General features: G+C 65.8%; 21 protein-coding genes. 1 reads left to right on the top strand and 20 read right to left on the bottom strand.

Annotated features, from left to right (window positions below):
- Positions 1 to 167: 167 nt before the first annotated feature.
- The 11 genes from DU475_RS12050 to DU475_RS12000 form a co-directional block, all read right to left on the bottom strand.
- Positions 168 to 2498, bottom strand: coding sequence for a putative bifunctional diguanylate cyclase/phosphodiesterase (locus DU475_RS12050; protein ID WP_164632289.1), 2331 nt, complete (start codon positions 2496 to 2498; stop codon positions 168 to 170).
- Positions 2499 to 2680: 182 nt separating this feature from the next.
- A complete protein-coding gene (gene tolB / locus DU475_RS12045; protein ID WP_041807101.1) occupies positions 2681 to 4030 on the bottom strand; it encodes a Tol-Pal system beta propeller repeat protein TolB in 1350 nt (449 codons plus the stop codon).
- A gap of 57 nt (positions 4031 to 4087) precedes the next feature.
- Entirely contained in the window at positions 4088 to 5071 is a 984-nt protein-coding gene (tolA, locus tag DU475_RS12040) for a cell envelope integrity protein TolA (protein ID WP_164632288.1), read from the bottom strand.
- Positions 5072 to 5121: 50 nt separating this feature from the next.
- Positions 5122 to 5592 (bottom strand): biopolymer transporter ExbD, encoded by a 471-nt coding sequence (locus tag DU475_RS12035; protein WP_013501064.1) that lies wholly within the window; start codon positions 5590 to 5592, stop codon positions 5122 to 5124.
- Between the two features lie 34 nt (positions 5593 to 5626).
- The gene (gene tolQ, locus DU475_RS12030) at positions 5627 to 6337 is read right to left on the bottom strand and encodes a protein TolQ (RefSeq protein ID WP_013501063.1); all 711 of its coding nucleotides are present in this window, start codon (positions 6335 to 6337) and stop codon (positions 5627 to 5629) included.
- A gap of 274 nt (positions 6338 to 6611) precedes the next feature.
- Positions 6612 to 7535 (bottom strand): sigma-70 family RNA polymerase sigma factor, encoded by a 924-nt coding sequence (locus DU475_RS12025; RefSeq protein WP_013501062.1) that lies wholly within the window; start codon positions 7533 to 7535, stop codon positions 6612 to 6614.
- Entirely contained in the window at positions 7519 to 7986 is a 468-nt protein-coding gene (locus tag DU475_RS12020) for a carboxymuconolactone decarboxylase family protein (RefSeq protein ID WP_164632287.1), read from the bottom strand. The genes DU475_RS12025 and DU475_RS12020 overlap by 17 nt, the downstream gene beginning before the upstream one ends.
- Positions 7987 to 8135: 149 nt before the next feature.
- Positions 8136 to 8597, bottom strand: coding sequence for a DUF2852 domain-containing protein (locus DU475_RS12015; protein ID WP_013501060.1), 462 nt, complete (start codon positions 8595 to 8597; stop codon positions 8136 to 8138).
- Between the two features lie 141 nt (positions 8598 to 8738).
- A complete protein-coding gene (locus tag DU475_RS12010) occupies positions 8739 to 9443 on the bottom strand; it encodes a TetR/AcrR family transcriptional regulator (protein WP_142881975.1) in 705 nt (234 codons plus the stop codon).
- Between the two features lie 78 nt (positions 9444 to 9521).
- Positions 9522 to 9938, bottom strand: coding sequence for a YciI family protein (locus tag DU475_RS12005; protein ID WP_142881974.1), 417 nt, complete (start codon positions 9936 to 9938; stop codon positions 9522 to 9524).
- Between the two features lie 551 nt (positions 9939 to 10489).
- The gene (locus DU475_RS12000) at positions 10490 to 10666 is read right to left on the bottom strand and encodes a DUF2934 domain-containing protein (RefSeq protein ID WP_013501057.1); all 177 of its coding nucleotides are present in this window, start codon (positions 10664 to 10666) and stop codon (positions 10490 to 10492) included.
- Positions 10667 to 10921: 255 nt separating this feature from the next.
- Between DU475_RS12000 and DU475_RS11995 the strand changes: the two genes are divergently transcribed.
- Positions 10922 to 11710: an SDR family NAD(P)-dependent oxidoreductase gene (locus DU475_RS11995; RefSeq protein ID WP_047308986.1), complete on the top strand. Its 789-nt coding sequence runs from the start codon at positions 10922 to 10924 to the stop codon at positions 11708 to 11710.
- Between the two features lie 20 nt (positions 11711 to 11730).
- On the opposite strand, the gene DU475_RS11990 is transcribed toward DU475_RS11995, so the two are convergent.
- The 9 genes from DU475_RS11990 to ruvB all read right to left on the bottom strand — a co-directional run bounded on the left by DU475_RS11990 (position 11731) and on the right by ruvB (position 19159).
- Positions 11731 to 12999: an RNA polymerase sigma factor gene (locus tag DU475_RS11990; protein WP_013501055.1), complete on the bottom strand. Its 1269-nt coding sequence runs from the start codon at positions 12997 to 12999 to the stop codon at positions 11731 to 11733.
- Positions 12996 to 13367, bottom strand: a complete 372-nt coding sequence (locus tag DU475_RS11985) for a YciI family protein (protein WP_142884146.1) — start codon at positions 13365 to 13367, stop codon at positions 12996 to 12998. Before DU475_RS11985 ends, DU475_RS11990 begins: the two co-directional genes overlap by 4 nt.
- 190 nt (positions 13368 to 13557) lie before the next feature.
- Positions 13558 to 14103, bottom strand: coding sequence for a TetR/AcrR family transcriptional regulator (locus DU475_RS11980; protein ID WP_013501053.1), 546 nt, complete (start codon positions 14101 to 14103; stop codon positions 13558 to 13560).
- A gap of 18 nt (positions 14104 to 14121) precedes the next feature.
- Positions 14122 to 14589 carry a nuclear transport factor 2 family protein gene (locus DU475_RS11975; protein ID WP_164632286.1) on the bottom strand — a complete coding sequence of 156 codons (468 nt, stop codon included), beginning with the start codon at positions 14587 to 14589 and terminating at the stop codon, positions 14122 to 14124.
- A 56-nt stretch (positions 14590 to 14645) separates the two neighbouring features.
- Positions 14646 to 15860: an OpgC domain-containing protein gene (locus DU475_RS11970; RefSeq protein WP_205524347.1), complete on the bottom strand. Its 1215-nt coding sequence runs from the start codon at positions 15858 to 15860 to the stop codon at positions 14646 to 14648.
- Positions 15861 to 16006: 146 nt separating this feature from the next.
- The gene (locus tag DU475_RS11965) at positions 16007 to 17317 is read right to left on the bottom strand and encodes an NAD(P)/FAD-dependent oxidoreductase (protein ID WP_164632284.1); all 1311 of its coding nucleotides are present in this window, start codon (positions 17315 to 17317) and stop codon (positions 16007 to 16009) included.
- Between the two features lie 97 nt (positions 17318 to 17414).
- A complete protein-coding gene (gene ybgC, locus DU475_RS11960; RefSeq protein WP_047308982.1) occupies positions 17415 to 17816 on the bottom strand; it encodes a tol-pal system-associated acyl-CoA thioesterase in 402 nt (133 codons plus the stop codon).
- A gap of 51 nt (positions 17817 to 17867) precedes the next feature.
- A complete protein-coding gene (locus tag DU475_RS11955) occupies positions 17868 to 18113 on the bottom strand; it encodes a hypothetical protein (RefSeq protein ID WP_164632283.1) in 246 nt (81 codons plus the stop codon).
- The gene (gene ruvB / locus DU475_RS11950) at positions 18113 to 19159 is read right to left on the bottom strand and encodes a Holliday junction branch migration DNA helicase RuvB (RefSeq protein WP_013501047.1); all 1047 of its coding nucleotides are present in this window, start codon (positions 19157 to 19159) and stop codon (positions 18113 to 18115) included. Before ruvB ends, DU475_RS11955 begins: the two co-directional genes overlap by 1 nt.
- Positions 19160 to 19288 lie beyond the last annotated feature (129 nt).

Raw genomic sequence — 19288 nt, 5'->3', positions numbered from 1 at the left:
TTCGAGACCTGCGATCGAAATCCCTAACGATGAACCTTAACGAAACCTTAACGGCACAGCAAAGCATTAGAACCATTAGGGTTAATCGTTATAATCTAAGGTTAATGATTTGTATCCGTCTCCGCCCCGGAGACATGAGTGATTTCAAGCAATCGCGATGTGAGAGATCAGGCGATCGAGCGGGTCGGCAACGACAGCACCTTGCCGTCCTTCTGGCGCGCGCCTTGGGACGCGTTCAGCAATTGTCTGATGCGCTGGGCCGGCACCGGGCGACTGAACAGATAGCCCTGAGCCTCGGTGACGGTGCCGTCAGCGCTGATCAATTCGAGCTGCTCATTGGTCTCGATGCCCTCCACCACCACGGACATGCCGAGATCGGTGCTGAGCCGGGCGACGCCGCGCAGCAGCGTCAGCGGCCGATCGCTGTCGATGCCCTCGAGGAACGAGCGATCGATCTTGACCTTCTGCAGCGGGAAGCTGTGCAGATAGCTGAGCGACGAATAGCCAGTACCGAAGTCGTCGAGCGAAATCCGCACACCTTCGGCATGGAGCTGCTGCAGCGCGTCGTGGGTCCATTGCGTATTGCGCAGCAGGGATGATTCGGTGATCTCGATCTCCAGCCGCCTCGCCGGCAGCCCGGACACTTCGAGCGCGTAGCGCACCTCGGTGAGGACGTCGCGCTGGTGGAATTGCTGCGGCGAGAAATTGATCGCGACGCTCACCGGCTCCGGCCACAGCATGCACTCCATGCACGCCTTGCGCAGAATCCAGCGGCCGAGATCGACGATCAGCCCCATTTCCTCGGCGACCGGGATGATGTCGATCGGAGACACCGTGCCGCGCACCGGATGGTTCCAGCGCAGCAGTGCCTCGCAGGTGGTGATCTTGCCGGTCTTCAGGTTGACCAGCGGCTGGTAGTACAGCTCGAATTCTTCGTTGGCGAGCGCCTTGCGCAGGTCGAGCTCGAGGATACGGCGCGCCTCGACGGTCTGCGCCATTTCCTCGCGGAAGAAACAATAGGTGCCCCGTCCGTCCGCCTTGGCGCGATACAGCGCCATGTCGGCGTTCTTGAGCAGAATATCGGCCTTCGTACCGGGCGAGGTCATCGCGATGCCGACCGAGGCCCCGATCTCGACGACGTGATGATCGATCAGATAGCGATCGCTGAGCCGGTCGACGATCCGGCGCGCCAGCGCTGCGGCGTCCTCGTTCGAGGCGATGTTCTGCTGGAACACCACGAATTCGTCGCCGCCGAACCGCGCCACCAGATCTTCCGGCCGCAGCATGTCGCGCAGCCGCTCGGCGACCGAGCACAGCAGCCGGTCGCCGCACGGATGGCCGAGCGTATCGTTGATCTGCTTGAACTGATCGAGGTCGATGAACAGCAGCGCCGACAGCCGGGTCTTGCCGCGACCGTGTTCGGCCTCGAGAATCCGCTCGATCTCGTCGCGGAAGCTGACCCGGTTCGGCAGCGCCGTCAGTTCGTCGTAGCGCGCCAGATGGACGATCCGGGCCTCGACATTGCGGCGTTCGGTGATGTCTTCGATCAGCACCACGGCACCGCCGCCGACCATCGGCTGGAACGTCCAGCACAGCGACCGCGGAACCGACTCGTCGCCGACCGTCACGATCTCGCCCGCGAGCGAGTTCTCGATCTCAGACAGGATCAATCGGCCGTTCGCCGCCGAGATCGCGCCGATCGCCACGCAGGCGGACACGATCTCGATCGCGGTCGGCGAGCCTTTGACCAGATCGTCGCGGAGCCGCATCATTTCGGCGAAGCGACGATTCATCACCGCCAGACGTCCGTCGGGGCGAAACATGCACAGACCGTGCGGCATGTTGTTGAGCGCGGTGTCGAACTGGTTGGCGAGCGCGGCCTCGCGCTCCCGGCCGATCCAGGCGTCGAGATAGATCCGCTGCAGGCTCGATGTCAGATGGCGGATCGAAATGAAGAATACCGCGCTCAGCAAGGCGAGCGCGATGTAGTAGACGCCGCCGACCTCGAGCATCGCGTAAATCAGCGGCCCGCAGCTCAGCAGCACCTGCAGATGGAAGATCTGGGGCCGGCCGAAGGTGCGCCCGACCCCGGCCGACGTGTACGCCACGACGGTGGCGACGCAGAGCATGTGGGCCGCCGGATCGCTGGTGCCGAGCAACACCACCAGGGACCAGATGCCGAGCGAGATACCGTGCGCGACGGCGCCGAGCCGATAGCGCCGCTCCCAGACATCGGCTTCCTCGGCCGTGAGCGGAGCGTTGCGCTGCTGGTAGCTGTGCATCTGCCAGGCGCGTGCGGACCCGATCAGCACGAACAGCGGGACGCACAGCCAGTTCAGGATGCTGCCGGTGACGAACCCGATCACCGAGCCGGCGATCGCCGGCCCGAATGCGCCGACGATCATCGGCGCGGGATTCATGAACAGCGAATCGACCAGCCCCGCACGGATGGCAGGGGACGTCTGCTCCAAATCCCGCTTCTGGCTGGCAAGCTGCATCAAGCGCGAGCGTATCCTTTCGACACGTTGTAACTCGGGCAGATGAAGTCTTTCTGAGCGAACATACTTAGCAGATCATTGCCGCGTCTCAGGACACGGTGCACGGAGATTCATGGAACTCGCTGGAGAGGCGGCGAGGAAGCCGCTGCGGCGAACCCGAGAACGACGATCGATAGTTGCGATCAGGACAACAGCGGGGACCAGGCGGGATCGGAGGCGTAGCCCGGGGTCGGAACGCGCAGTTCGTTGCGGCCGGAGACGTCGACCGTGAACAGCGACGGGCCGGCCTTGCCGCCGGGATCGCGGAAGAACATCAGCACCCGGCCGTTGGGCGCAAAGGTCGGCCCCTCGTTGTGGAACCCGGAGGTGAGGATGCGTTCGCCGGAACCGTCCGGCTTCATGATCCCGATCGCGAACTGGCCGCCGCCCTGCTTGGTGAAAGCGATGTAGTCGCCGCGCGGCGACCACACCGGGGTCGAGTAGCTGCCGTCGCCGAACGAAATCCGCTGCGCCTGCCCGCCGCCCGCCGGCATGATGTAGATCTGCGGCCGGCCGCCGCGGTCCGACTCGAAACAGATCCGGCTGCCGTCCGGCGCGTAGGACGGCGAGGTGTCGATCGCCGGGGTGTCGGTGAGCCGGGTCGTCGCCTTGGAACGCAGATCCATCACGAACAGGTTCGAGTTGCCGCCCTGCTGCAGGCTCATGATGATCTTCTGGCCGTCCGGCGAGAATCGCGGGGCGAACGACATGCCGGGGAAATTGCCGACGATTTCGCGCTGTCCGGTCTCGACGTTGAACAGATATACCCGCGGCTCACCCTGGCCGAATTCCATGTAGGTGATCTCTTGGGTGGTCGGCGAAAACCGCGGCGTCAGCACCAGATCGCTGCCCCGGGTCAGATAGCGCACATTGGCGCCGTCCTGATCCATCAGCGCCAGCCGCTTGACGCGGCGCTCGGCCGGGCCGCTTTCGTCGATGAACACCACGCGGCTGTCGAAATAGCCCTTCTCGCCGGTGAGACGCTCGTAGATCTGATCGGAGATGATGTGAGCGATCCGCCGCCAGTATTCCGGGGAGGTGAAATACTGCTGGCCGGCGAGCTGCTGACCGGTGGCGACGTCCCACAGCCGGAATTCGGCCTTGAGCCGGCCGTCGCCCTGACGCGTCATCCGACCCGTCACCAGCGCCTGGGCGTTGATGCTGGCCCAGCTCTTGAACTGCGGCGGCACGTCGATGTTGGTGATCTTTTCGAGATACGCGGCCTGGTCGATCGGCGCGAACAGCCCCGAGCGCTTCAGGTTGTTGGTGATCACCTGCGAGACGCCGACGCCGACTTCGCCGTCCGACGGGGTGCCGGCGACGAAGTTCGGAATCGCGATCGGCAGCGGCGCGACATTGCCTTCGGTGATCTGCACGCGGGCCTGACCGAACGCGTCGCCGGCGGGGCCGAGCGCGAGTGCGCCGGCGGCCGTCGCGGCGGAAATCATCAACTGGCGGCGATTGAGATGAAACGGCATGGGCGGGCAATCCATCGGTCTGTCAGGTGATCTGCGCCGCGTGGCGCGTGAAATGGCGACTCCGGCTTCGCATCAGGGACGCCGGTCGGTGAACACGGGCGCGAAGAACTTCCACTCGTCGAAGAACTGCGCCGGCAGGTTGTAGGGCTGGCATTCAATGATCGCCCGCAGCGCGCTTTCCTGATAGACGCGCAAGTAAGGCGTCGCCGGATGACCTTCCGGCTGCGGCATGGCCTCGAGCGAGCCGTCGCGCTTCAGCCGGATCACGAAGGCCGCCTCGGCGCGCTGCGCCTCGATGCCTCCGTAGGGCTTCTTCCAGCAGCGCTCGACCTGCGACTGGAACATCGCGCCCCAGGTCGCCGAATTGTCGGCGGACTTGCCCTTCGACAGCCCGAGCGCCGCGTTCGAATTCAGCGCATCGCCGGTCACCGCGTTGCGGGTCGGGTCGCGCTTGTCGAGCAGCGCCGCGATCTTGGACTGGTCGAACACCCGTTCAGGCTTCGGCTTGGTCTGCTCCGGCGGCTTGGCGGCGGCTTCGGTCGGCTTCGGCGGCGGCTTCTTCTTTTCTTCTTTCTTCAGCGCCTCGGCGATCGGATCGAGCTTCGGCTCCGGCTTCTTTTCCGCTTCCTTGGCCTCTTCCTTCGCCGGCTCCGGCTTCTTCTCCGCCTTCTTCGGCTCTTCCTTCTTCGGCTCTTCCTTCACCACCGGCTTCGGCGGATCGGGCTTCTTCTCGACCGGCTTTTCTTCGGGCTTCGGCTTGGGCTGCGGCGGCGGCGAAGTATCGGTGACCACCGGCGCCTTCTCGCTGATCTTGCCGACGGTGTCGTCGACCGGCTTGGCCTCGGCGACCTTCTCGACCAGGGGCTTGGGATTTTCCTTCTTGCCGGTCCGCATCCCGGCCATCACCTTGGCGAGTTGATCTTCGGAGATGGTATCGACCGCGACCGAATCCTGCGGCTCCAGCTCGAACGCCTTGGAGCTGAACGACAGCATGGCCCAGCCGAGCACGAGAGCGTGCAACGCCACCGAGGCTGCCCATGTCTTGTCGATCTTCACCTTCAGGATTCCCGCTCCACCTTCGCGGCCAGCGCCCGCGCCGTGCCGGCTCAACTCCCCTGTTCGGGAACGATGACGATGTTCGCCTTGAAGCCGGCGGTCCGAATATTGCCGAGCAGCTTCATCATGTCGGTATAGCAGACGTCCTTGTCGCCCCGAAGATACACGGTGTTGTCGGTCTCCGAGCGGGTCTCGCGGATCGCCTTCATCTTGGCCTCCAGCTCGGACGCTGCGATCGGACTATCACCCAGATACAACTCGACCTGCGAATTGCAGGTGCCGCCGGTACGCTTCACCGACAGCGTCAGCGGCGGCGAGTTCGACTGAATCTGATTGCCGCCGCGGGCGACCGGCAAATCGATGTCGATCGAAGTCGTGAGCAGCGGCGCCGCGACCATGAAGATGATCAGCAGCACGAGCATCACGTCGACCATCGGGGTGACGTTGATCTCCGCCATCACCGGGCGCCGGGCGCCACGGCGCCGGCCGCCTCCGCCGCCGGTGGCCACGTTCATTCCCATGATCGAATGCCCGCTGTGCTCACCTGGCCTCCGTTCACGTGCGTTCGTCGATCTGCCGCGACAGGATCGCCGAGAACTCGTCGGCGAAACCTTCCAGCCGCTGCGTCTGCCGGTTCACCTCCGACGTGAACTTATTGTAGAAAATTGTCGCCGGAATTGCGGCGATCAGGCCGATCGCGGTTGCGAACAGCGCCTCGGCGATACCGGGCGCGACCACCGCCAGCGAGGTGTTCTTCGATGCGGCGATCGACTGGAAGCTCGACATGATGCCCCAGACGGTGCCGAACAGGCCGACGAACGGGCCGGCCGAGCCGACCGTCGCCAGCACCAGCAAGCGGCGCTCCAGCCGCTCGACCTCGCGCGCGATCGAGACGTTCATCACCTTCTCGATCCGCATCTGCAGGCCGGCGAACGAACGCGAATGACTTTCGAACGAGCGCTTCCACTCGCGCATCGCGGCGACGAAACAGGCCGCCATCGAATGCGTCGGCTTGGCCGACAGCGCCCGGTACAATTCGTCGATCGACTCGCCGGACCAGAACGCCTGCTCGAAGCGATCCATCGCGCGGCGGGTGCGCGAGAACAACAGCAGCTTGTCTATCGCGATCGCCCAGACCCAGACCGAACAGCCGAGCAGGCCGAGCATGATCGACTTGACGACCCAATGCGCGTGCCAGAACAACGACAGCAGCGACACGTCCGTGGAGACCGCCGGAGCAAGCTGTGTCACGTCGGCCGGGTTCATCGTCGCAATCCTCTCACACGTTTCGGCATCGGCCCGAGTCCGCCAAAGGCTCCGGCTCCCCGCGGCCACGCGCCGCGATCTGGCCCAAGCGCCACCGTGGAGCCTTCAGTTGTCGCAGGGGATGGCCCGTCCGAGGCCGGCCCCTCATTCACCCGTCAACGTGTCAAAACAAGGGCTGACGCCGCATTTTGACGTTCCTCACCAAACCCTCATCAGGGTTAATAAGGGGTTACTACGACAGCGAAAATACCAATGATCGGCCGCTCGCCGCCGGTCACGGCCGGCCGGCGGATCGGTGCGGACCGGCGGCGGCCGCGCCCCCGACCAGACGGCGGAGCTTGTCGGGGTTCCGAACCACGTAGATCGCGACGATCCGTCCCCCGACGATTTCAAGCGCCGTGGTCTGGAGCAGGCCATCCGGTTCGCACGATACGAAGCCCGGCAGGCCGTCGATCGATTGCACGGCGAGCAGCGCGCTCGCCCCGGCCCCCACCTTGCGGGCGATCCCGGCCAGCAGTCGCGCCACCCGATCGGCGCCGCGCACGGGATTGATGGCGGCCGGCCGCTTGCCGCCGCCGTCGCTGACGAACACCGCTTCGCCCGCCAGCAGCGACGTCAGCGCGGCCAGATCGCCGCTGCGCGAAGCCTGGAAGAACGCGGCGGCGATCGCCCGCCCCTGCTCGGCCGAGACGGGAAACCGCGGCCGCTCCGAGCGGACATGCGCCCGCGCACGCGCCGCGAGTTGCCGGCATGCGGCGGCATCACGGTCGAGCGTCGCGGCGATCTCGTCGAAGCCGACACCGAACACGTCGTGCAGCAGAAACGCGGCGCGCTCCAGCGGCGACAGCCGCTCCAGCGCCAGCATCAGGGTCAGCGTGATGTCATCGCCGTCCGGTTCGAATTCGGGTGTCAAGATCGGCTCCGGCAGCCACGGCCCGACATAGGACTCACGCCGGTTCCGCGCCGACTTCAGAACGTCGAGACAGAGCCTGGTGACGACGCGGGTGAGAAACCCCGCCGGATCGCGAACCTCGCCGCGATCCGTGCGGTGCCAGCGCAAGTACGCGTCCTGCACCACGTCTTCGGCCTCGCTGAGCGAGCCGAGCATCCGATAAGCGACGCGCAGCAGGCGCGGCCGCAGCGGCGCGAAGTTCGCTGCGGCATCGTGGGAAGCGACGACGTCAGGAGGCTTTGGCATGCGCCACGGCTGCGACCGGATGCAACAACCTGAAGCCGACCGCGATCCTGTTCCAGGTGTTGATGGTGCCGATCAGGATCGTCAGCTTGACCTGCTCGGCATCGCTGAAATGCGACTTCAAAGCCGCGTAGTCCTCGTCCGGAGCCCGTGTCTGCGCGATCAGCGTCAGCGCCTCGGTCCAGCCCAGCGCGGCGCGTTCGCGGTCGGTGTAGAGCGGCGATTCCCGCCAGGCGTCGAGCAGATACAGCCGCTGCTCGGTCTCGCCATGGGCGCGGGCGTCCTTGCTGTGCATGTCGAGGCAGAACGCGCAGCCGTTGATCTGCGAGGCGCGCATCTTGACCAGTTCGATCAGGCTCGGGTCGAGGCCGCTGCCCTGGATGTAGCTCTCCAGCGCGACCATCGCCTTGTAGGCGTCGGGCGCAGCAGCGGCGGGGTTGAGGCGCGGTGTCATGGTCGTCTCCCTTGGTTGACGAGCATAGGACGAGGCAGCCGTGCGTGGTGTGACATTGCCGCGAGTGGCGCTTGCGACAAAAAAGACGCCGCCCGCCTGGGGGCACAGGCGGGCGGCGTTGGCGCTGGAGGGTCGGATCAGGGCGCTGATCAGCCCTGCGCCGAATTGTCGGGCGACGGATTCGGCTTGGTCCGATGCTGGGCCATGAAGGCGTCGAACTCTTCCTTGTCCTTGGCGTGGCGCAGGCGCTCCAGGAATTCCTTGAACTGGACCTGCTCTTCTTCGAGCCGGCGCAACGTCTCCATCCGATACTCGTCGAATGCGCGGTTGCCGCTCGACGGCTGGCCGAAGCCGAAGCCGTCCATGCGCGACCGCATCCGGTCCATCTTCGACTGCATCCGCTCCATTTTGCCCGCGAAGCGATCGCGATCCCAGCAACCCATGTTTCTGCTCCAGAGTGTGTACAAAAGAAGGGCGAGGCCGATCGGCCACCAGACGATGAAGCCGGCCACCGTCAGCAGGATCCAGCCGGGATGCCACGACGGCCGGAGCGCGGGCTGGTAGCGCGCTTCGGACGAGCCCCATCGATTGTAGTCAGCGGCGTTGGCCATTTGCTTCTCCATCGGCTCGGTGCCGTTGTGAATGTAAATAACATTTACATAGTTGGGGTGTCGCCCCTGTTTGTCAAGCAAGACCGAAATCGGTTTGACGGATTTTTCGCCGCAGGGCTCACCTTGCAGTGAGCTCCTCGATCAGGCCGGCGAGCCCCAAGGCCCGGCGCGCTTCGGCTCGGCGGGCTTCCCAGCTTCCATCGCCTGGTCGCTGCGGAACCCAAGGCCGCGCAGATAGATCAGCACGCCCGCTTCCAGCAATTCCTCGGGCGCCATCGGCAACTTGCGCCGGGCACCGTCGCCTCGGCCGAACAGCGAGGCGATGCCGTGCGACATCGACCAGATATGCAACGCCATCATCAGCGCCGGCGGCCGCGCCACACCGGGCGGGGTCAACGCGGCCAGCCTTTCGGCCGCAGCCCGGATCACGTTGAAGGCGCGCTCCGACGAGGTCAGCAGCATCGGATTGACGTCGACCGGAACCCCGGATTCGAACATCGCGGCGTAATAGGCCGGCTCGTTGCGGGCGAAGCTCAGATAGGCGTGCCCGACCCGCATGAAAGCCGTCACAGTGTCCGGCCGGCCGTCATCCCAGGCTTTCGCCAGTACCTGCTCGAACCGCTCGAAGCCGCGCTCGGCGATGTTGGACAGCAGCTCGTCGCGGTCACGGAAGTGGCGGTAAGGGGCAGCCGGACTGACGCCGGCCATCCGCGCGGCATCGGCGAAGGTGAAGCCGCCCGGCCCCTTCTCCGCGATCAGCCCGAGCGCCGCCTGCAGCAGCGCCTCCTTCAGATTGCCGTGGTGGTAGCCGCGCTCGGCGCGGCTCTGGTCCTTGCGCCAGCTCATGTGAAGGGCTTTAACATGAGGGCGATGTGAAGGTCACTAACGCAGTTGCACCGGCCCCGGGCTTTTCCGGGCGGCCGTTCAGCGGCGGCCGGCGGCCTGCATGGCCTCGAACCCGGCCAGTTCATTCTGAACCTCGGCGGGGAAGTCGGCCGTCTCCTGCACCTGGCGAATTTCGATGATCTCGTCCGGTCCCGCCGGGCAGCGCATCGCCCAGGCGATCGCCTCCTCGCGGGAGGCGACCTCGATCAGCCAGTAGCCGCCGAGCACTTCCTTCACCTCCGCGAACGGGCCGTCGGTGACCACCGGCTTGCCGGTGCCGAAACCGACGCGTGCGCCCATCGACGGCGGATGCAGGCCCTCGCAAGTAATCAGCACGCCGGACTGCTGCAGCGCCTCGTTGTACTTCATCATCGCCGCGACAGCTTCCGCGGCCGGCAATACGCCGGGCTCCGCGCTCTCGTAGCCCTTCGGGATCATCAGCATCATGAATCGCATCGTCGGTCTCTCCTGCTCGATTGGCAATTTGAAGACGATCAGCGACGGCGCGCCCCGACAAGGTGCGAAAGATTTGCAGCGCAACGCACGGCAGCGCACAAATTCACCGACAAATTGCCGCCGCATTGAGTGACCAGCCTGCGGCCGTCACTATTCGCAGAGTGGGGACTCGAAGTGCGAATGGTCGTCGCGGGGTGTTCAGCGTATCTCATCAACGATCAAGTCCGGCACGGTGTCGCCGGGTCGTACCTGCGCCGCAGGTCGTGTCCGATCGTGATGCCCGCGGGCCGCAGCCAAGGCTCTGCAAGCTGGGGAGAGAATCGCATGAACGACACCACCAAACTCGCCGCCTCGCGCGCGCTGGCGCATCTGCTGGCCGCCGCGGCATTGCTGACGATCGCCAGCGTGGTCTTCTACGTGCGCTGACGACTGAGTGCAGTGCGCTGAAGACTGACCGCTCGAAAATCACGCGAAGCGCCGCCGGCAAGATGCACGGTGGCAGCCTGCACGGTGGCGCTTCGCCGAATCGTCATCAGTGAGTTGCTGTGAGGTCAGCTATTGGTGGTGACGTTCGGATCCGACTTGAGCTGATCGTAGGTTTCCTTTTCACCGCGAACCTCTTTTTCCGCCTGTAGCCAGAATTCCTCGCTGCGACCATCGGGCTGGCCCTGGGCCTGCCACAGCTCGTTGGCGCGATGGCGAATGCGCTGTTCGATTTCGTCTTGCATGCAAACCTCCCAAATCATCAAAGGCGGAGTCGGCCCCGCCTGGACGCGCAGTTGTATTTCAGTTCGATGTAAACCAGATGTCGTCGACTTGTTCCAAACCGCGATCGGCCGCGACCGCGCGCCGCGTTTGAACGAACCGCACTGGACAGGTTCGGCTCGGCACTGCATGTGTGCCTGGTAACCTGTGGTGCCCTGCGCACGACGCCGGCGCCGATGATCCTCCCGCCCGACGACACTCACATGACTGGAACGCCCATGACCTCATCCACGACTCGAGTCGCGCTGGTAACCGGCGCCGCACGCGGCATCGGACTGGCGGCAGCCAAACGCTTTCTCGCCGATGGCTGGTCGGTGGCGCTGCTCGATATGGACGATGATGCGCTGCGCACGGCGATGCAGGCGCTGGCGCTACCGGACCGCACGATCGCGCTGCATTGCGACGTCGCCGACGGCCAGTCGATCGCCCGCGACATCACCGCCGTCACCGAACGGTTCGGCCGGCTCGATGCGCTGGTGAACAACGCCGGCATCGCGGTGTTCAAGCCCCTGATGGACACCACGCCCGACGAATGGCAGCGGGTGATGGAGGTCAACCTCACCGGCCCGTTCCTGATGACCCGGGCCGCTGTGCCGCTGATGCGCGATTCCGGCGGCGGCGCGATCGTCAACATCACGTCGATCTCGTCGCTGCGCGCCTCGACGCTGCGCGTCGCCTACGGCTCGAGCAAGGCCGGGTTGGCGCACTTCACCAAGCAATGCGCGGTCGAACTCGCCGCGCTCGGCATTCGCGTCAACGGCGTCGCGCCCGGCCCGGTCGACACCGCGATGGCCAAGCAGGTGCACACGCAGGACATCCGCTCCGACTATCGCGATGCAATTCCGATGGCCCGCTACGGCCTGGAGGAAGAGCTGGCGGAGGCGATCTTCTTCCTGTGCAGCGAGCGAGCCAGCTACATCACCGGGCAGATCCTGGCGGTGGATGGCGGCTTCGATGCCGCCGGCATCGGCCTGCCGTCGCTGCGCGGCGAACGCAAGACCAGTTAGTCGCTGAGCCGATCCGACGACTACGCGCTCGCACGCCCTGCGGCCTCGTTTTCCTGCATCAGCCGATCGAGATGCATCCGGATGTGCGAGGCCTCGGCGGGAGTGCGGGCGAGCGCGATCGCGCGATCGAAGGCGATGCGGGCTTCATCACCGCGTCCCTGCTGGAGCAGCAGCGCGCCCTTGGCGCCGAAATAGTGAAAGTAGCTGCCGAGCCGCGCCTCGAGCGGCTCGATCATCGCCAGTGCCGCTTCCGGGCCGCGCAGCTTGGCCACCGCCACCGCGCGGTTGAGCGTCACCACCGGCGACGGCTGCAGAACCTCCAGCGAGCCGTACAGTAGATCGATCTGCGCCCAATCCGTATCCTCGTAGCGCGGCGCGCGCGCGTGCAGCGCCGCGATCGCCGCCTGGATCTGATAGGCTCCGGTGCGGCTGTGCCGCATCGCCTTGTCGATCAGCGCCAGCCCCTCGGCAATCATCGTGGCGTTCCACAGGCCGCGATCCTGATCCTCGAGCAGGACGAGTCCACCGTCCGCGTCGAACCGCGCCGCGGTGCGGGCATGATGCAGCAGCATCAGAGCCGTCAGCCCCATGATCTCGGGCTCGGCCGGGAACAGCCGCAGCAGCAATCGCGCCAGCCGGATCGCTTCCTCGCACAGCGGCGCGCGAACCCCGGCGCTCTCGCCCGCCGCCGAATAGCCCTCGTTGAACACCAGATAGATCATCGCCGCGACCGCGCCGAGCCGCTCGGCGCGCTCGACCGCGCCTGGTGTCTCGAACGGCACGCCGGCCCGCGCCACCCTGGCCTTGGCGCGGGTGATGCGCTGTTCCATCGCCGCATCGGAGATCAGGAATGCGCGGGCGATCTGCGGCACCGTCAATCCCGAGACGATGCGCAGCGCCAGTGCGATCTGCTGTGTCGGCGGCAGTTCGGGATGGCAGCAGATGAACAGCAGCCGCAGAATGTCGTCGCGATAGTGCGAGCCGTCTAGCCGCTCGGCGAGCGCGTCCTCGGCATCGCCGAGATCGGAAATCACAGCATCATCGGGAAGCGGTTGTTGCTTCTTGCCACGACGCAGATCGTCGATCGCGACGTTGCGGCCGACCATGATCAGCCAGGCGGCCGGATCGCGCGGCGGTCCGTTCTGCGGCCAGGCCTTCAGCGCCCGCAGGCAGGCGTTCTGGAACGCCTCCTCGGCGGTATCGAGATCGCGGAAGTAGCGCAGCAGCGCACCGATCGCCTGGGGCCGCGCCGCAATGATCGCGGTTTCGATCCAGGCGAGATCGGTCATGACTGCGCAGTCCCGGGTGTGAACAGGCCGATCGGGCGGATCTCGTATGCCCCGCCCGGATTGGCGCGGCCGAGATCGCGCGCAACGTCAAGCGCGGCGTCGAGATCGTCGCACTCGACCACGTAGAAGCCGAGCAACTGCTCCTTGGTCTCGGCGAACGGGCCGTCGATCACCACCGCCGGCTCGGAATCCTTGCGCAGGGTCGTCGCCGCAGTGGTCGGCAGCAGCCGCGCCACCGGCCCGAGACGGCCGGCTTCGGCGAGCTTGCGATGAACCGCCTTCAACTTCTCCATCACGGCGGCGTCCTCTTCCCGACTCCAGGAGCCGACGAAATTCTCATCGTGATAGCAGAGGATGGCGTAGAGCATGCGGCGTTTCTCCATGACTGCAAGACGATCCGCGTCGCGGTTGCCCGACAGCATGGCGAAGAAGTTTGCGTCGGCCAAGGCGGGCATCCCGGTTCCAGAGCGGAGTGCCCCAAACCCGGATCGCTGCGCGATCCGCGCCTCTCCTGCAAGCGGGAGAGGTTGCACAGTGAGCGGGGAGAGAGAGTCGAAATTACGTCAGCAGCCGTGCCTTCAACTCCGCCAGCGCGCGCGTAAATATCTTGGCGTCGTCGCGTGCGCGCGCCAGCACAAGGGCCCCCTGGATCGACAGCACCGCATCCTCGGCGCAGCGCCGGGCCGTGGCCGCCGATGAGCCGCAGCGGCGCAGCGCTGCCGCCAGCGCATCCTGCCAGCGGGCGAAATAGTCGTTCACCGGCGCGGCAAACTCGTCGCGCGCATGACCGAGCGCGATCACGCCGACCAGGCAGACGCGATGACCGGAACGAAAATAGTCGTCGACGCCGGCCAGCATTGCCGCAATCGCAGCCCGCGGATCGTCGGGCTCGCGCAGCGGCGCGAAGATGTGGGTTTCGAACCAGCCGTCGATCTCGGCCAGCACCTCCTCGGCCATCTGCTTTTTGCCGCCGGGGAAGAAATGATACAGGCTGCCTTTGCCGAGTCCCGTCGCCTCGCTGATCAGCGCCAGCGACGCCCCTTCGTAGCCGTGGGCGCGGAACACCTCGCCGAGCAGCGGCAGCAGGGTGGCTCGATCCTTCATGTCTCTCCCGACACGGTCTCAGAACGGTTCTGCGGCGAGCCCCGACACATCGGCCGGACGAGGCCCCGGCGCCGGCCAGTGGAAGCGGCGGTCGCCCTCGCTGATCGCGACGTCGTTGATGCTGGCCTCGCGCCGGCGCATCAGACCGTCGTCGTCGAACTCCCACTGCTCGTTGCCGTAGGAGCGATACCAAAGCCCGGCGTCGTCGTGCCACTCGTATTGAAAACGCACGGCGATGAACCGGTCGTCGAACGCCCAGAGATCCTTGACCAACCGGTAGTCGTGCTCCTTCGCCCATTTGCGGGTCAGGAATTCGACGATCGCGTCACGGCCTTGCAGAAACTCGGCACGATTCCGCCAACGGCTGTCTGGCGTATAGGCGAGCGCCACCCGCGCAGGATCATGCGAATTCCAGGCGTCTTCGGCCATCCGCACCTTCTGGGCGGCGGTCTCGCGGGTGAACGGTGGCAACGGCGGACGCGACATGACGGCTTCTCCACTGCGAACGGACGCAGCGAGACTGTACCGATCGGTACAGGGAGTCAAGCGCGCCCGGCCGGCTCGTTCGTTGGCCGGGGCGGCTCCGGGCTCGCTTCAGCTTCGGCGTGCGACCGCCTCGGTTCACCGTGATCGACCGGAACTGTGGGAGGGACCGCCACCAGGATCGGCAGAGTTCGATACCAGGTGGCGAGCCAGGCGACACCGGTCAGAAGTCCGATGCCGCCGACGCTGACCAGGATCTGCATCGCGATGCTGCCCGAAACCTGAACCAGGATCCACTGCGCCGCGAAAGCGAGGATCACACCGAAGCAGAACACCGGCAGCGAGCGCTGGCCGCACAGGATGATCGGCCGCAGATACTCCGAGCGCAGCGCCGGCAGATCCGGCGGCAGCAGTTTCACCACAATCGCGAGCAGTGCCAGGAAATGGATCAGCCGCACCGGCGCCAGGCTGGTCTTGTCGATCGGATACAGGATCTTGCCGATCGACTCCGGCACCAGGCCGTACAGCGCTTCGAAATTCCACGACAGCGCGATCACCAGCGCGACCACCACGATGGTCCAGCTCAGAATCTGGTTGGGCAGCGACTTCACCCAGGGACGGATCTGCGGGCCGTTGCCGAAGCCGCACCAGATGCCGAACACGAACAGGAACTGCCAGGCGAACGGGTTGAAGTACCAATGCCCGTCCGGAAACGACGGCAGGTTCCAGCCGAAGTGGCGGGAGACGAAGTACAGCAGGCCCGAGCACACCAGCGTCAGAGTCGGCCTGCGCAGCAGTCCCCACAAGATCAGCGGCGCGGCGACGACCAGCACGATGTACAGCGGCAGCACATCGAGATTGACCGGCTTGTAGGTGAGCAGCAGCGCCTGCTGGATCATCACATCGGGATTGGCGAGAAACTGTGCGACGTTGAACTCGTCCTTGTACATCGGATTGTCGAAACGACGCGCCGCGCGGGAAATCTGCGCGGTGAAGAACAGAAACAGGAAGATGTGCGCCACATAGAGCTGCACGGCGCGGGTCCACAGCCGCTTGGTGGCGGCGACCATTTCGCCGGCGCGCACCGCTGGCCCGTAGGCAAAGCCGATCGAATAGCCGGAGATGTAGACGAAGAACTCGGCGGCGTCGCAGAAGCCGTAATTGCGCAGCGTGAACCAGTTGAGGAAATTGTACGGGATGTGATCGACGAATATCATCCATTGGCCGACCCCGCGCAGGAAATCGAGCCGCAGATCGCGCTCGCCCTGCCCCATCAACGGCACCTCGCGCGGCTGCACTCCCCTCGTCACGCTTCGCCTCCCTGTGCGCCCGAATCAGCCGTTACGCGGCCAATCTAACCGACGGCGGCTACAGAGGCTGTCCGGGAGACACCGGGGCGGCCCGAAGGCCGCCTGGCAGGCTAATGCAGCTTCACAGTGGGGGTGGGCCGTGTCGCGCCGGACAGCACGCTGAGCAGCGTGCGGCCGCGACCGTACAGCGCGGCTTCGTGCATCTTATACAGCGAGCTGTACATGAAGCGGGCGAAATAGCCTTCGATCAGGAAGCTCTTGCCGACCAGCGAGCCCATCAGATTGCCGACGGCCGAGTACTTGCCGAGCGACACCAGCGAGCCGAGATCGCGATAGCGGAACTCGCCGAGCGGCTCGCCCTTCAGCCGCTTCTCGATCTGCTCCAGCATGAACTCCGCCTCCTGATGGGCGGCCTGCGCCCGCGGCGGGATGCCGTTCTCATAACCGGGGATCGCACAGGCGGCACAGTCGCCCATTCCGAACACGTCGTCGTCCCGGGTGGACTGCAGCGTCGGGCGGACCACGAGCTGGTTGATCCGGTTGGTATCGAGCCCGTCGATCTCCTTGAGGAAATCCGGCGCACGCACGCCGGCGGCCCACACCACCAGTTCCGACGGAATGACCTCGCCGTCGGCGAGACGGACCGCATGATCGAGCACTTCCGCCACGCGAGCCCCGGTCCGCACCTCGACGCCGAGGTCTTGCAGCAGCTTGAGCGTCGCGTCCGAGATTCGCGGCGGCAGCGCCGGCAGAATCCGCGGCGCGGCTTCGATCAGCACGATCTTGAGGTCGTGCGCGGGATCGATCTTGTCGAGCCCGTAGGCGATGATCTCGCGCGCGGTGTGATGCAGCTCGGCGGCGAGCTCGGTGCCGGTGGCACCGGCGCCGATGATCGCAACGTGGAGCTGACCGGGCTCGATCGGGGTGTGCTGATGCTGGGCGCGCAGACAGGCATTGACCATGCGCTTGTTGAAGCGCGACGCCTGCTCCGGCGTCTCCAGCGGCACCGCGTGCTCGCGCGCCCCCGGGGTGCCGAAATCATTGGTGACGCTGCCGACCGCGATCACCAGCGTGTCGTAACCGAGCTCGCTCTCCGGATTGATCTCGCGGCCCTCGTCGTCGACCACCGGCGCCAGCTTGATCACCTTGCGGGCGCGGTCGAGGCCGTTCATCTCGCCGAGGCGATAATGGAAGCCGTGCCAATGCGCCTGGGCCAGATAGTTCAGCTCGTGCTGGGAACGGCGCAGCGAGCCGGCCGCAATCGCATGCAGCAGCGGCTTCCAGATATGGGTTCGGCTGCGATCGACCAGGGTGACGCGAACGGCATCCGACTTTCCGTATTTGTCCCCGAGGGCCGTGGCGAGTTCCAGGCCGCCGGCACCGCCGCCGACGATCACGATCCGATGGGGCTTAGCAGTCATGGGCAATCCAGGCGCAGGGGGGATGAAACGAGCGACCCGAACTGTTTACCATCAATCGGACCGGCACCCTAGCTCCGGTACGAAACCGCACACAGGATCAGTTAACATCCGCCTTCATCGCGAGCCGCAGCGGTACCGGGATCGGTCGGGCTCGACCGCCGGAGACGAACGCGACCTTGACCTTGGCCTCCATCAGCACGAGATCGCCGCGCTTGATCTGCTGCTGCATCGTGATCGAGGCGCCGCGGACTTCGATCGGCCGGGTGATCACCTCGAGCAGATCGTCCATCTTGGCGGATCTGAGAAAGTCGAGCTGCATCGCCCGCACCACGAAGGCGAAGCCCGGCGTCTCGTTTTCGGCCTCCTCGAACAACTCACTCTGCGCCGCGCCGAGTAACCGCAGGTAGTTGGTTCGCCCGCGCTCCATGAAGCGCAGATAGTTGGCGTGATAGACAATGCCGGAGAAGTCGGTGTCTTCGTAGTAGACCCGGACGTGCATGTGGTGAGCGCCGTCGATGATGGCGCCGTCGAGGGGGTGGGGCAACTCAGTCTACCTGTGATGCAAAAGCGGGAAGCTATCGATGTCGTCATGGCCGATGCGAGAAGACCGGCTTGGATCGGAAGGCGGGCCGGGATCGTCAGAATTTCCGTCGCTTGCCGGGTGTTTTGCGTGGCAGTGCGAGCCCGTTCCGGCCCGGAACAGCAGACCGTGATCACGGCACACCTTCTCGACATCGGCGATCGTCCGGTCCGCCGCCGGATTGCGCCGCATGCGGTGGAGGAGATCCGCGGCCATCATCCCTCCTCCTCCCCCCCGAACAACCCGAACTGCGACGGGTCACGCGACGGGGCGGCAAGGCCGAGGTGGCGGAAGGCGTGGTCGGTGAGCAGGCGGCCGCGCGGGGTGCGCTGCAGGTAGCCGCACTGGATCAGATACGGCTCGATGATGTCCTCGATCGCGTCGCGCGGCTCGGACAGCGCCGCCGCCATGGTCTCGACGCCGACCGGGCCGCCGCCATAATTCAACGCGATCGTCGAGAGATAGCGCCGGTCCATCGCGTCCAGCCCGGCGCTGTCGACTTCCAGCGCCTGAAGGGCGTGGTCGGCGATGGCGCGGTCGATCGCTTCGGCATCGGCGTGTGAGGCGAAGTCGCGGACCCGGCGCAGCAGCCGGCCGGCGATGCGCGGCGTGCCGCGGGCGCGGCGGGCGATCTCGTTGGCGCCGTCATTGGTGATCGGCGTGCCGAGGACGCGCGCGCCGCGCCGCACGATGCTCTCCAGCTCATCGATGGTGTAGAAGTTCAGCCGCACCGGAATGCCGAAGCGATCGCGCAGCGGATTGGTCAAGAGGCCCGCGCGCGTGGTCGCGCCGACCAGCGTGAATTTCGACAAATCGATCTTCACCGAGCGCGCCGCCGGGCCCTCGCCGATGATCAAATCGAGCTGGAAATCCTCCATCGCCGGATACAGCACCTCCTCGACCGACGGGCTGAGTCGGTGGATCTCGTCGATGAACAGCACGTCGCGTTCTTCGAGATTGGTCAGCAGCGCGGCGAGATCGCCGGCCTTGGCGATCACCGGGCCGGAGGTGGCGCGAAACCCGACGCCGAGCTCGCGGGCGACGATCTGCGCCAGCGTGGTCTTGCCGAGACCGGGCGGGCCGACGAACAGCACATGATCGAGCGCTTCCTTGCGCTTGCGCGCGGCGTCGATGAACACCTGCAGATTGGCGCGCGCTTGCTGCTGGCCGACGAACTCGGACAAATTCTGCGGCCGCAGCGCCGCATCGCCGAGATCATCGCCGCGGCGCTCGGGGGTGACGAGGCGGGAGGGATCAGTCATTGGGGAAGTGTACCACGCCGCAGCGCCTGTTCTCCCCTCCCCCCTGCGGGGAGGGGTCGGGGGTGGGGGGCCACGAGCATTGTGCCTGCGGCGCCCTCACCCCAGCCCTCTCCCGCAGGCGGGAGAGGG

Source organism: Rhodopseudomonas sp. WA056 (assembly GCF_010906995.1).
GTDB lineage: Bacteria > Pseudomonadota > Alphaproteobacteria > Rhizobiales > Xanthobacteraceae > Rhodopseudomonas > Rhodopseudomonas palustris_G.
This window is presented reverse-complemented; position numbering and strand designations above follow the sequence as displayed.

Bases quoted from the DNA above. Each gene is read 5' to 3' on its own strand.
- DU475_RS12020 (WP_164632287.1), bottom strand. From the start codon at position 7,986: ATGACACCGCGCCTCAACCCCGCCGCTGCTGCGCCCGACGCCTACAAG.
- DU475_RS12035 (WP_013501064.1), bottom strand. From the start codon at position 5,592: ATGGGAATGAACGTGGCCACCGGCGGCGGAGGCGGCCGGCGCCGTGGC.
- DU475_RS11955 (WP_164632283.1), bottom strand. From the start codon at position 18,113: ATGGCCGCGGATCTCCTCCACCGCATGCGGCGCAATCCGGCGGCGGAC.
- DU475_RS11980 (WP_013501053.1), bottom strand. From the start codon at position 14,103: ATGAAGGATCGAGCCACCCTGCTGCCGCTGCTCGGCGAGGTGTTCCGC.
- DU475_RS12050 (WP_164632289.1), bottom strand. From the start codon at position 2,498: ATGCAGCTTGCCAGCCAGAAGCGGGATTTGGAGCAGACGTCCCCTGCC.
- DU475_RS11965 (WP_164632284.1), bottom strand. From the start codon at position 17,317: ATGACTGCTAAGCCCCATCGGATCGTGATCGTCGGCGGCGGTGCCGGC.
- DU475_RS12010 (WP_142881975.1), bottom strand. From the start codon at position 9,443: ATGAGCTGGCGCAAGGACCAGAGCCGCGCCGAGCGCGGCTACCACCAC.
- ybgC (WP_047308982.1), bottom strand. From the start codon at position 17,816: ATGCACGTCCGGGTCTACTACGAAGACACCGACTTCTCCGGCATTGTC.
- DU475_RS11995 (WP_047308986.1), top strand. From the start codon at position 10,922: ATGACCTCATCCACGACTCGAGTCGCGCTGGTAACCGGCGCCGCACGC.
- DU475_RS11975 (WP_164632286.1), bottom strand. From the start codon at position 14,589: ATGTCGCGTCCGCCGTTGCCACCGTTCACCCGCGAGACCGCCGCCCAG.
- DU475_RS12005 (WP_142881974.1), bottom strand. From the start codon at position 9,938: ATGCGATTCATGATGCTGATGATCCCGAAGGGCTACGAGAGCGCGGAG.
- DU475_RS11990 (WP_013501055.1), bottom strand. From the start codon at position 12,999: ATGACCGATCTCGCCTGGATCGAAACCGCGATCATTGCGGCGCGGCCC.
- DU475_RS11970 (WP_205524347.1), bottom strand. From the start codon at position 15,860: ATGGGGCAGGGCGAGCGCGATCTGCGGCTCGATTTCCTGCGCGGGGTC.
- DU475_RS12025 (WP_013501062.1), bottom strand. From the start codon at position 7,535: ATGCCAAAGCCTCCTGACGTCGTCGCTTCCCACGATGCCGCAGCGAAC.
- DU475_RS12000 (WP_013501057.1), bottom strand. From the start codon at position 10,666: ATGCAAGACGAAATCGAACAGCGCATTCGCCATCGCGCCAACGAGCTG.
- DU475_RS11985 (WP_142884146.1), bottom strand. From the start codon at position 13,367: ATGCTCTACGCCATCCTCTGCTATCACGATGAGAATTTCGTCGGCTCC.
- tolQ (WP_013501063.1), bottom strand. From the start codon at position 6,337: ATGAACCCGGCCGACGTGACACAGCTTGCTCCGGCGGTCTCCACGGAC.
- DU475_RS12015 (WP_013501060.1), bottom strand. From the start codon at position 8,597: ATGGCCAACGCCGCTGACTACAATCGATGGGGCTCGTCCGAAGCGCGC.
- ruvB (WP_013501047.1), bottom strand. From the start codon at position 19,159: ATGACTGATCCCTCCCGCCTCGTCACCCCCGAGCGCCGCGGCGATGAT.
- tolB (WP_041807101.1), bottom strand. From the start codon at position 4,030: ATGGATTGCCCGCCCATGCCGTTTCATCTCAATCGCCGCCAGTTGATG.